This is a genomic window from candidate division WOR-3 bacterium, assembly GCA_039802005.1.
GTDB lineage: Bacteria > Hydrothermota > Tepidihabitantia > SM23-42 > JAOAFX01 > JAOAFX01.
Genome location: JBDRVV010000030.1, coordinates 1 through 13,439, shown reverse-complemented (window position 1 = coordinate 13,439; position 13,439 = coordinate 1). Strand labels below are relative to the sequence as shown.

Below are 13,439 nucleotides of genomic sequence, written 5' to 3'. Positions count from 1 at the left end.
AGATTCGTCACCATTTCTTCTCAACCCATTGCCTGCCACACATTACTTTAAAGTCGCACCCCGCACAAGACTCTGTATCTTCGGCAGGCATAAATGGTATGTTCGGATTTAATATTTCTTCTATAAGCATAACCACAGCCTTTTTTAAATTCTCGTAAACAGATTTTTTCTCTGCAACTGTAATATTTTCAGGGAATAGATACGATTCTTTTATCTCTCTCTTCCCTAACAGCATCAATCCGGCATTTATATTTTCAACATTAACATCTGGATTATTTGATAGGTAGATAATTAAATAACTCGGCAACTGGACGGATTTCAATGTATTCAACCATTCTTCGCGGTTTTCTATATCAAACTTTTCAATACCTGGAACATCTGCATCTTTTCCTGTTTTATAATCAATAATGTAATGAAAATCAGCATCTTTATCAACCCGGTCTAATTTTCCTACTAATTGTACAATTTCACCATTCGTCAATTTAATATTAGCTTTTGATAATGGCTTACGCCCGGGTCTATAGACTGGGGATCTATTGCCCTCACATTCTATAATTATCCTTTTTGAAAATTCTTTTTTTCGATGGTAATTTAACACATCCTTCATCCGTTTTTTGATCTGCATTTCAATTAGATATATGAAACCATCTTTTGATTCCTGGAATTCATCTTTTAGTACTTCTTCTACAATACCATCCATAGTTTTGTAATCACTCTCTGTTATTATTAATACCTTACCAATCTTAGTAGTAAAAAATCTCTCCAGGATTTTATGAACAAGACCCCCTGTTTTCATTGCATTGGGCTCTCCTGTTATCTCTTCTTTTGCACCTAAACCTAAAACGGCACTATAATAGAAACTCAACGGACATTTCAGGTACTGATCAAGTTTTGTGGCAGAAAAATCCAAAGAACTTTTGATGACCTGAATCATAGCATCTGTTTTTTCAATTGGTGCGGGCTCTTTTTGAGAAAATTTAACATTAAAGAATATGTCACTCTTCGCAAAAGTTAGATTGCCTTCATTTTGTTGTTGCTCCCAGATTAATTTTTCAACGAACCGACTCTTTTCTTTATCCGCACCCTCAACATAGAAAATATGGACTTCTTTCGCACCCGATAAAAGTGTTTCAAAATAATAGTTAAATATTTTTTCCCGTGTTTCGTAGGTCGGCAAGCCAAGATATGCACGGAGTCCATTTGGTAGCAAGGTGTCCTCTTTCTTAACATCAGGCAGAATTCCTTCGTTTACATCCAGAATATAAACAGTATCAAACTTGATATTTCTTGTTTCCAAAAAACCGAGAACCTGCAGTCCTTTGACCGGTGTTCCTGGGAATGGATACCTTATAGTTCGCAAATAATTTTTTATTAATCTAAAATAACTACTTGTATCTTTAAACGTCTCAAGTTTCAAATTGGAAGTTTTTAACTCATAAATTGATTCAAGAACAGTTTTAATGAAAGGTGCAGTAAACGGATGCAAATTTGCCGGGCTTTTTTCTGATATAAAAGAAAAGAAATTCAAAAGTTTATCAGCAAAGTCCTCAATATTTTTTATATCTTCAAAGGGTCTAATTAATATATTATGAATTTCGCATAAATGGTTTCTAATCTGAACTTCATCAATCCCGAGACTATTATGTTTCTGTAGTTTCCTTAAACATTCACCAATAGCCAATTTATCTTGCTCAATTTCGCTCAGGGTTATGAATCTTTTCTGATTTTTCATAAATTTTTCTTCAAGCGTATGAAAGATTATTCTTGTAACATAACTTGCCCGATTAAAATAAATATTTTTTACATAAGGATGCAGTACAAAATTGAAGTACGCAGGCATATAATATCTATCTCCATCCCTGGTTTCTATAAGTTCCGAAAGAGTCTGAATTATTGCATAGACCGGAGTGCGTGAAATAGGGTAACCCATTGAAATATTGTAGTCTTTACCAATATATCCTAGGGTATGTTGCACAACGGGAAGAAGTGAATCAGCAAGAGGCAGGACAATTACATCTTTAAAACCAAAATCTCTTTTTTTATTTATCAGTTGATTCAGTTTAAAGACCTCGCCGTGGGTATCCATCGCCTGATAGAAATGTATTGTCGGAGGTTCCTTTTCCATTTCTACATCAACAACATCAAGTTTAAGGCTCTTTATTGTATCATCGATATCAGGTCCCTTCTGCAGAATAAATATTACCCTCTCATCTTTGGCAAGGTGTGATAACATTCTCCTTTCCGATCTCGTCAGGGCAAAAAGTCCGGCAAATAAAATTTTTTTAAATGGTTTAAAATCAATTTTATCAATTTCCTGTGCAACCTTTTGGTAACGCAGTGAACGGGTGGAAAGATTAACTGCCATTAATCTTTCATAAAATAACTCATAAAGTCGCGAAAGTTTAATTAAATTTTCTTTAATCCGGAGGGGGATATTTTCACCTGCAATCTCATCAATCTCTCTCAATTTTGAAGGACCTATTTCTTCTATGCACAATTCCTCAAAATCACCGAATAATTTGAAGCACCAGGGGAGGAATTCATCGAGATATAACTGGATTTCTTGTTTCGCAATCAAATTTTCACTTTTATTTAGATTGAATATAATCGGAACGCAGTCTATTGCCCCTGCGATACGGTCATTGCAACCAAGATAAGTAGTATATACAAAATCAACAAACTCATCCATTGATAAAATTCTGGGTGGGGTAAATGGCTGATTCAATTTATCCGCAATATATTTTCTTAAAAAATGACCGGGCCTCTTGCCCGGAAAAACGACGATAGACTGCGAAAGTTCTTCAGTATGTTCAAGTAAGAGATTCGCAGTGAATTCAATTATGTCTAAACCAGAAGAAAGCAAATAAGTATTTTTCATTTTACCTCATTTATTTTTCCGGTCTCAATAAATGCAATATATCCCTTCACCTCTTTTTGTGGATTTAGATTTTTTACAATTCTTATATAGTTTCTCAACTGGTTATAGTAATAATCAAGTTCATCAGTGCCGGTCTTGAAATCAATAATTGTGATACTTTCGGGATCAATCACAACACGGTCAATGCGATATAATAAGCCTTGTTCGTTAGTATATTCTATTTCCTGATATACCTCTCTACCGGGTTTTTCATTAAACCATTCCCTTGCTTTATCAATATTTAAAAAATTCAAAATCGTCTCTTTAATCCATTCAAACTCATAAATCTCTTTTGATTTTGTTAAAACCCGTTTCATAACTTCATCCAGTTTCTTATCAATATCACTCCCGACAAAATCTATCTGTGCCAGAATTTCGTGGAAAAACTCACCCTTTTTTGTCTCCAGAATCCGATTTATTGACCAATTCCTTTCCTCCTGTTCAACGAACTCTATTTCAAAATGTTCGGGTATTTTGATTTCTGTAGATTCAGGTCTGCTAATTGCCCTTTCAAGTGGAGCAATTTTCTCGCCGTCTTCAAATTCCTCAAAGAGATCGGTATAGGCATTGTGGTATCGGTCATCCCTTTTTATAACAATATTATACAATTCATTCATCGCCCGTGTATTAGCGACGTATAAAAGATTTAGTGTTTGAATCAATTCATCCAGATTTTTTTCGGAATAAATTCTCGCCAGTTTCGCAGATTTTTCCTGGAAACCCTTTATGATATAATAAATCTTAAGGTGTTCATCTTCTTTATCAAAAAACATATATTGGGGTCCCCCTCCTTCGTCATATATCATATTTATAACCACCGGGAAGCCGAGCCCTTTTGCCTTATGGAATGTCATCACCTTGACCGCATCAATGTAATCAGGAAGCATTATATTGAGAACAGATTCTTCCTGTTCTTCGGCAACAAGTTTTAAAAAATCTTTAATATTATTCATTCCCTTAGCCTCAATGAGACTTATTGCTTCAAGAAACCTTGCTAAAAAACCCGCTTCTTCTTTAAAGTTATCAAAGACCTTGAAGGTCCTGTAAATTTCAGAGATTAGGTCATAGAGTGGATAATATCCAACTTTATTAAAAATGTCTTCAAAGAATTTCTGCCAGAGTGAAGAAAATTCAAGACCATCTCTAAATTCTACATAAAGATTTGTTCCAGAACTCTTTTGGGCCGTTGCATCCATAATAAATGATAATATATCTTCGCGCTTAATTTCTCTGCCCCAGGATTTTACGGCACTTAAAAAAATATCGCCTGTGATGAAAGTAGCAAAACTCAGATTATCAATTGGTGAATCAAGAAATTGTAAAAGATTAACAATCTCCATTATTATCTTCCGTTTCTTGATGTTCAAAGAACTGAAGGAAGCAGTATCAATAGATTTCTCGGTTAACCATTCTACAATCTTCTCAATATGTCTATTTTTGTGAGCAAGAATCGCAATATCGCGGGGCTGATATCTTTTAAGAACATCATTTATTATTTCCAAGAGTGCATCCTTTTCTAATTCTTCTTCACTTTTATTCAATACAATTGTTTTTACATAACCTTGATATTTTTTCTTTGTTGTCTGCACATAATCGGTCAGGCCAGTTCGGTCTTCTTTAAGGAGTATTACATCCTGAATTTGTTTCAATTTATTTTTGAAAATGTTATCAACATAGGTGAGTATAACATTCCCACTGCGGAAATTTTCTTCAAGTGGAATGATGCGGGCATTATCAATAACATTGTCAGGTAAATATGAACTCTCATAACTGTCCCGGAACCTAATCTTCTGGACAATGTTTCGCATTATCCGATAATCCGCTTTGCGAAAGAGATATATTGCCTGTTTCATATCACCCACTGCAAAGAAAGAACCTCCCTTGGAATAAGCCTCAAATAGCAAAGGCTGAATATTCTCCCACTGGACGCGGTCTGTATCCTGAAATTCATCAAGCATAAAATGGTAAAGGGTATCACCAAGACGGTAATAAACTTCGGGGACATTATCCCGCCTGATATATTCCGAAAGTATTTTATTAATATCATCAAAATGGATAATCTCGTTTTTCCTTTTCTCAATATTTAACGCCTTTTTAAATTTTTCATAAAAAATACCATAGTGGAAATAATGTGAATTTGAATAAAGCACAGTAAGTTCTTCAATAATCTGGGGAAGTTCCTTGCAGATATTTTCCACGCTTTCATCAAGGGCGTTAAGCTGTTTTTTATTAAACCATAATGATACTCTATCAAATCCACCAATTAGTTCTTTTATGTTGCTTTGTTCCACTGCCTCTTGCATTGTCTTTTTTATCTTATCCTTAAACCCCAATTCTACGACCTTCTGATATATCTCAGTAATAAGAGCCAACCTTTTATTGATTTCGGCGAAACTATCTTCAAAAATAATTTTCTCCAATACCTTCCCTTCTTCTTTAAGGAATTCTGTAAATTTTTCAATTATTCTGAATTGTGGATTCCATGCAAACGTATTAGATTCCTGGTTTAAAAGTTCAAGAAACTGTTCTAATTCTTCTTGTACCGCTCTATCCTCCACATCCTTGAAAATAATAGCGAGGGCAGAATCAACAAGCACTTCATAGGATTCTGTAATTTCAGTCTCAAGTGGTATACCTATTTCATGTGCTGAGGAACGCAAAATCCGGCTCATAAAACTATCAATAGTCTGAATATGGAAATCTGACCAATGTTTGAGGATATTATCCAGTACTATTTTCGCTTGTTTCTTAATCTGTTCCGGGCTTAAACTAACAAGTTCCAAAGTCTGCCTTTTCTCTTCGCAGTCAATTCCCAATGCAAGTTTTTTCAACCAATCAAGAATTCTTTGTTTCATCTCTCTTGCGGCATTGTTTGTAAAAGTAATAGCAAGGATATTGCTGGGGGTATTATAAGGAATAACTTGTGAAAGTATATACTGGACATAACGCTGGGCAAGGGTGTGTGTCTTTCCTGTTCCTGCCGAGGCATCAATTATCAAAATATGTGGAAATTTTAAATTTGTATCTTTATCTAAAACTACTGTGCCTTTTTTCTTAGCCATCCCTATCCGTCCTTTATATTCGTAGAATTTATTAACGCGCTTCTTAAGGATATTATAAATAATTTTTTTAAAAAATCAATCAGAATGTAAAATAGTTGAGTCATCCACTTTTGTTCTAATTATTTTTGTGTTTAAACTGCTGATTATTAATTATGTAGTGGCCGAGATTGCTCGGCTTTTAAATATCTGCAGACCAAGGTCTGACACTACAAGTCTTAGATTATTAAATATTGACTTAGTAAAAATTTTATATATAATTAGACTTAAGTCTTAAAAGGAGATACAATGGAGATTAAAATCTTAAACCAATCAATCCTTGATTTTGATGGGGACATAATAATCGTAAACCTCTTTGAAGGCGTAAAGATACCCGGTGGTGGAACCGGTGCAGTTGATAAAGCCCTGGACGGTGCAATAACCGAAATGATAAAAAAAGAAGAGATTATTGGGAAACTCGGTGAAACCGCTGTATTCCCTACTTTCGGAAAATTGAAAGCCAGCAAGGTAATGGTTGTTGGCCTTGGTAAATCCGATAAATTCGGAATTGAAGAAATCCGAAAGGCAAGTGGTTCAGCCGCAATGGCTGCAAAAAGGGCAAAGGCAAAAAAAGTAGGAACGATTCTTCACGGCGCCGGGATTGGTGGGATTGACCCGGAAGTGGCAAGCCAAGCACTCAGCGAAGGTACGCTCCTTGCCCTTTATGAGTTCAATGTTTACAAAAAAGTTGAAAATAACAAAGGAATTGAAGAATTTTATATTGTTGAGATGGACAAAAATAAGATTGGAAATATAAAAAAAGGTGTCCATCTCGGCACTATCCTTGCCCAATCCCAGAATATTGCACGGGATTTTACCAACGAACCCGCAAACAATCTCACACCGGAAAAATTTGAGAAAAAGGTTAAAGATATCATCAAAGATCTGGGACTCAGCGAGAAGATCAAAATAACAGTGATGGATAAAAAAGAGATAGAAAAACTCAAGATGGGTGCACTACTTTCGGTTGCCCAGGGTAGTGAGAATGAACCGAGATTTATCGTTTTACGATATGAAAATTCAAAAGGCCCTCTAATAAGCTTAATTGGCAAAACGGTAACTTTTGACTCGGGTGGTATTTCATTAAAACCTTCTGAAGGAATGGGTGCAATGAAGGGTGATATGACGGGTGGTGGCGTGGTATTTGCAACGACGCTCGCACTGGCACAGGCAGATGCAAAAGTCAATCTTTTGACCATAATTCCGGCAGTGGAGAATATGCCTTCAGGAAAGGCATCAAGACCCGGAGATATCGTAAAGGCAATGAATGGCAAAACGATTGAAATAATCTCCACTGATGCCGAAGGCAGGATGACCCTTGCCGATGCTTTATGTTATGCAGAAAAAGAAGGGGCAAAGACAATCGTTGATATCGCAACATTAACAGGTGGTTGTGCAATTGCATTAGGTGATATAACTGCTGGCGTAATGGGAAATAATCAGGAATTGATAGATAAATTGATGGCAATCTCAAAAGATACTGGCGAGCGTTTGTGGCAATTACCACTATTTGAAGAATACGACGAAAAGATAAAGAGTGATGTTGCAGATATAAAAAATTCTGGGGGCAGGCTTGCATCACCGATTACTGCAGGAATGTTTTTAAAACACTTTGTGGAAAAGGCAAAATGGGTTCACATTGATATTGCGAGCAAAGAGTTTGCAGAAAAAGACCGATTCTATCAACCAAGGGGTGCCACAGGCTTTGGTGTGCGCACCTTATTTGAATTCTGTAGAAATAGTAAGTAGGAGCGATTTTCAACACGAAAATTTCCGGTTTGCATTAGCATAAACCAAACTTTCTACTTCCCGCTTATTAAGTTATTATGGTTAAAAGTATATCAAATACTTCGCCCTTATTGCCCCGACCTGATTTTGGAGTTAATGCCCTTGAATCCGAACTCACTTCTTGCCCGGATTACCATACCAGACATTATCGCGGACATACCTCACACGATAATAAAGGATAAAATAGGCCTCGTCTGTAATTTCATCTCCCCTTACGCGGTCCAGATAGTCCAGCAGGTGGGTAAGGACACTCTTGCACTGCTCTATCCTGCCTGTCCACAGATGGTCTAAGGCGTGATTGATTCTTCTTTTAATCTGCTCATATGCCTGCTCCCTTTTTATCCAGTGCAAATCATAATACAGGGTATCATTTTTTCTCAAAAGATGGATAAAGGCGCTATCCGAGCAATGCCCCCAGGGCCAGATTGGTTTCATTGGTGGTGGAAGACCGGGACCAACAGTCTTACCCACAATCCCCGGACCATAAGGGGTCAAGTCATCATAGCCATGGAGAGGGGTATCCGGTGCTTCGCCTTCAGGAAACCAAGGTAAGGGATGCTCACCTTCAGCATAATAGTCTTTAATATCGGGCATAAATGGCGAATGATAGGATAGATTTATTAATGAATCACCGGGCACAATATCAAAGGTGCTGTCACTACTTGACCAATCAATACCTCCTCTTCCAAGGCTACTTGAAACAACCGTATCTGGAGAACCGGGCATTGTCCTCATATGGATAAATCCAGCAACACTCGCACCCCAGTGAGGAATCCCAATATTCCTCGGATAGAATACTGCATAATCCGGTAATTTTTTAATTGCAAAGCACCATAGATTTTGCTCAGAGCTTGGAAGCGAAACGACCTTATAAGAGTAGATAAACCAACCCGGTGTTGTATCCTCAGCTACATTTGATGTTACTTTAAGAATAATTTTATCTCCAGTTATAAAATCACCGAAGAGAAAACTTTGTATTACGAGAGTTATTAAAGTCATCTGCTTCATCTTGCCTCCAATTGTGGAAAAGTAAGGTGATAGTGGTTGCCTTCGGTATAGACATCGCCAGCGTAAGTCCTTATTACGATTTTCTTAAAAATTCGTCCATTAACCGGTGTTCCTTCGGCTGTCACAAAAGGCACATCCACATTCCTACCCAGTCTGTGCGTGCTATGTGGCGGTTGCCAATTGCCATTTATATCAAATAAACCACCCCTGGGCAATGACATATCATTTATCCGAAGGCGATAACCAGTTGAATCTTTATAATCTGCTCCAATAAGCATAATACAAGCATTGGTATAAGATGTGCCAAAGTGATTATGGTCATCAGGCCAGCCAGGATGCCCATGATGGTATTCTGTTCCACCAGTTTTAATATACCACTCTCCAGCAAAAATCTCCAACAGCCCTAAATCCTTCACCATCACCTGCAGTTCCACACTATCACCGGTTTCTACATTCGGCATGTTGGAATAGGCAAAGATTGAATCCTTACCACCAAACTTCTCCGCCCGATAATTCGGCTCAAATAACCCATAATCGTCGGTAACCCCCGTAATCATAGGTTGATTATTCGGGAAGACACCGCAGGGACGATTGCTATTATGGGCATGACCACCACTATAACGAACCGAACGGGCATCTAATCGCACTGGAAAATTCCTAATCGGTATCCCCGCACGATTCTTCACACTCACCGAAACCCTTGTCGTAGCAAGGTTTACCGGCTCAACATCCGGATACCAGGGGCGAACTGTATCCGGACTCAAAACAATCCTTATCACCGGTGGCGCAGAATAGACAGTAATCATCTTTTCCATCCTATTACCACTATTATCCCTTATTATCCCGGTTATCTTAAATTCCTTGCCCCTCTCATAACCAAAATCATAACCCGTCGGAGAAACTTTATGCAATAATTGATGCCAGATTGTATCACAAAACTCATGCACAACCATACCTCCGGTCTCAACCTTCACTGAACAACTTGCCCAACAATTCTCTAAGGCAACAACCATTATAGAAGTATAACCACTCACTGAATCCCGGTCAATAGGCTGATAGAAATACACATCTATAATGTCATCAATAAGCTCAAATGGGTCAGTATCAAGGAGCAAGCCTGATTTATCTTCTATTGAAACCTGCCATTCTCCTGGATAATATGTGGGCCAGGCATAAAGCTTGCCATATAATTCATCCCAGACTGAAGGCCTTATACCCCAACCAATCATTGCATTCGGATAGGGATAGTTCCACACCCCGTAATTATATCCACCACTCTCATCCCAACCTTCATAAACCCAGGATGAACCAGTATAACGCCAACTCCCAACACAACCTTCTCTATACTCTCCAGTCATCTGACCGGTGATTGAATCATACACCGGATGCCGAAACCGCCAGATAAACTCATCACCAGCCACCGCATTGTAAATATTTATCTCATACAAAGTGGCAGTCGTCTCTGAACAATAAACAGAATTATCAGGATAAAACCAGGCATCGGAATGGGTATATCTTCCCGACCCACCACCTTCAACCGGCATATAAACCGGCACCAAAACATCTCCTTCAGTGCGGAGAATGATTTCTTCTTTTATTTGACTCAGGATGAATACAGAAATCAAAAAGGCCATCAGCACCCCCTTTATCTTATCACTACTATCTTTTCACTCTTAACAAACGATGGGGAAGTAAACAGAAGAAAATAGACACCTTGAGCAAGACCTTTGGTAGAGATAGTGATTACCCCCTCCTTCGTACTTGAATATTTATATTCATCTATCTTCCGACCACAAACATCAAAAATCTTTAGACTGGCTTTCTGAGAAAATGGTAAATGATAATAGACAATGAAACGGAATAAATCAGGATTAACGACCAAAAATTGAGGCACCATCTCCATCTCTTGGGATGATTTGGTATTTAACGAAATCTCTTTTTTCCATGTTTTCTTTTGAATGCGAATCGTAAAGCGAACCTTACGATTCTCTGTATTACCAAATACTTTGAACTTACACTCTCTCATCTCATCTGGGTAAAGATTTGGGATGAAGACTGAATCAGGTATAATTAACAGGTCCCGAGTAAATTCAGGAAAGACAACAATTTCATCAATGGTTCTTTTGAGATTTCCATTCTTTACAGTAAGAACGAAGTCAATCTCCCGTGCAAAGGAAAGCGTGTTAAAGACTAAACCCGATGATAAAAACAATGCTGCCAAACTTTTACTCATTTGACCTCCTTGGTTTGCCCCTTATTAAATAAATCTTTAAGGAAGGAAGAATGAAGAATCGCAAAATGACAAAACTGCATAAACGCAGAATTGAGATTGGTGTTGCAAATCCGTGTGAAATTACGGTAGGTAGGTAGGTAGGTAGTGGCTACTAATACCTATTAAAAGCATGCCTTATTTTATCCAGATAAAGATTTTTGTCAAGAAAAAAGTGTAGTACTTCTGGATACAGATTTTTACTACATTTACAAAGATTTGTATTTAAAATTTGTAGTAAATTTTTTGTAGCATATTTTCAAAAAGTTTTAGAAGAAAGAAATTAATGTGGATAACTTCAAGACTTAAGTATTAAAAAGGAGCATAAGAAAGAATAGCAGTGAATATAACCCCAAAAAAGGGAAAATACCTTATAGTAAGTAGGAGCGGTTTCCCAACCGCGATTAATCCGTCTTTCAAATAACCAAACGAGTTTACGGGCTGTATTCTTCATTTTCGGAACGATAATTGCCAAAAACTGATATTCCGCCTATCGCATAGATTTTATTATTTACTACACCAATTGCCAGTGCCCTTCTTGGTGTAGGCATTGCAGGCTTTGTTGTCCAGATATTTGAATTGGGGTCATATTCTTCATTTAACGAAAGGAAATTTTTACCATCAAATCCGCCGATTGCATATATCTTGCCATTAACAACGCCAACTGCCAAACCACCCCTTTTTAAAGACATATCAGTCTTTGTCTCCCAGGTATTCGTTGCCGGGTCATAGACCTCAACGACTGAAAGATAACCACTCTCATTGGCACCACCAATAACATAAATTTTTCCATTAACCACCCCAACACCAACCCATGCCCGCAAAGTCGGCATCGGCGCCCTGGTGAACCACTGATTCACGCCCGGGTCATATACTTCATTCGTTCCCAGATAATTTCCATTCGCATAACCACCGATCGCATAGATTTTATTGTCAACGACCGCAATGCCAAGACATTCCCGCGGAAATGACATCGGCGCCTTCGTTGTCCAGGTATCAGTTTGTGGGTCATACATTTCATTTGTGGAAAGTGCTCCACCGTTTTCACCACCAATAACATAGATTTTGCCATTTACTACTGCCGCGCCAGCTCCGTACCTTGGGGTGGGCATAGGACTTTTTGTCGTCCAGGAATCGATCATTGGATCGTATACTTCATTCTTATCGCAGTAGTAGGTATATTTACTGTATCCACCTATCGCATATAATTTTCCATCAACAACCCCTATTCCAAGGCCATCCCTTTTCGTCGGCATCTCTGCCCTTTTTACCCATGGTCCACCAACTCCCGTGATTACAATCTGTGCAGGAGATGACCAACCTGAAGTATCACCATTAATATCCATTGCCTGGGCACGAATTAGATAAATATCCGGTGTACTCCAAGAATGTTCTATTGTCGCAAACTCGCCAGATGCAGCTAAATCGCTCCAATCCGAAATTACGCCATCGCCCCAGTCAAATCTGATTGCCACACTATCACCATCTATGTCCGTTGCATGGGATGAAAAATTGTAAATTGAATCAACCAATCCACTTTCTGGTCCTGAAGGTGTCACCGGTATCATCGGGCTATTATTTTTGCCCCCGCAGGCAATTATTACCAATAAAATGGCAACAATGTATGAATATTGAGAAAATCCTGCCATAATTACCTCCTATTAGATTATAACAATTTTTTGTGAAAAATTTGTGAAAAAATGCAAAAGATAATAATCTTCAATATCACTGGACAATTAGAACAGGAATTTATTTTCAATAATCATAGTATTTTAAACACCAAAATTTCAACCACAGGATTGAAAACAGGGGTTTATTTTATACAAATTTTAACTGACAATACAACAAGTCAGATAAAAAAATTGGTTATTATTAGATAAATAGACTTCTTAAAAGACCGACCATTGTCATATGCTTTTGCTGCTGGTATAACTAAGATAATATTTTTGCGGCTTTGCGTACTAATCAGGAGGTCTTTTATGACTCTCACATATCCTGCGGAAGTGATAACCCTGGATTGATATTGTAACAGCAGTTGGAAATAAAGTCGGGACTTCTTCCTGCCTCCTTTTGTCTATTATCTATACTTTCTACTTCCCGCTTATTAAGTTATTATGGTTAAAAGTATATCAAATACTTCGCCCTTATTGCATCAACCTGATTTTGGAGTTAATGCCCTTGAATCCGAATTCACTTCTTGCCCGGATTACCATACCAGACATTATCGCGGACATCCCTCACACGATAATAAAGGATAAAATAGGCCTCGTCTGTAATTTCATCTCCCCTTACGCGGTCCAGATAGTCCAGCAGGTGGGTAAGGACACTCTTGCACTGCTCTATCCTGCCTGTCCACAGA

General features: G+C 37.9%; 7 protein-coding genes. 1 reads left to right on the top strand and 6 read right to left on the bottom strand.

All coding sequences use genetic code 11. The features are described from left to right. Positions 1-7: 7 nt before the first annotated feature. Complete coding sequence (locus ABIL69_09395) at positions 8-2,878, bottom strand: PD-(D/E)XK nuclease family protein (protein MEO0124197.1); 2,871 nt, start codon at positions 2,876-2,878, stop codon at positions 8-10. Beyond that, on the bottom strand, positions 2,875-5,979 hold the full coding sequence (locus ABIL69_09390; GenBank protein ID MEO0124196.1) for a UvrD-helicase domain-containing protein: 3,105 nt from the start codon (positions 5,977-5,979) through the stop codon (positions 2,875-2,877). Before ABIL69_09390 ends, ABIL69_09395 begins: the two co-directional genes overlap by 4 nt. Before the next feature lie 285 nt (positions 5,980-6,264). Between ABIL69_09390 and ABIL69_09385 the strand changes: the two genes are divergently transcribed. Continuing rightward, positions 6,265-7,764 (top strand): leucyl aminopeptidase, encoded by a 1,500-nt coding sequence (locus tag ABIL69_09385; GenBank protein ID MEO0124195.1) that lies wholly within the window; start codon positions 6,265-6,267, stop codon positions 7,762-7,764. 153 nt (positions 7,765-7,917) lie between these two features. Here the strand turns inward: ABIL69_09385 and ABIL69_09380 are convergent, their stop codons facing one another. From ABIL69_09380 to ABIL69_09365, 4 genes are all read right to left on the bottom strand, one after another. Beyond that, entirely contained in the window at positions 7,918-8,811 is an 894-nt protein-coding gene (locus ABIL69_09380; GenBank protein MEO0124194.1) for a hypothetical protein, read from the bottom strand. After that, entirely contained in the window at positions 8,808-10,445 is a 1,638-nt protein-coding gene (locus ABIL69_09375) for a hypothetical protein (GenBank protein MEO0124193.1), read from the bottom strand. The genes ABIL69_09380 and ABIL69_09375 overlap by 4 nt, the downstream gene beginning before the upstream one ends. Before the next feature lie 11 nt (positions 10,446-10,456). After that, complete coding sequence (locus tag ABIL69_09370; protein ID MEO0124192.1) at positions 10,457-11,044, bottom strand: T9SS type A sorting domain-containing protein; 588 nt, start codon at positions 11,042-11,044, stop codon at positions 10,457-10,459. A 470-nt stretch (positions 11,045-11,514) separates the two neighbouring features. After that, on the bottom strand, positions 11,515-12,729 hold the full coding sequence (locus tag ABIL69_09365; protein ID MEO0124191.1) for a kelch repeat-containing protein: 1,215 nt from the start codon (positions 12,727-12,729) through the stop codon (positions 11,515-11,517). Positions 12,730-13,439: the final 710 nt, after the last annotated feature.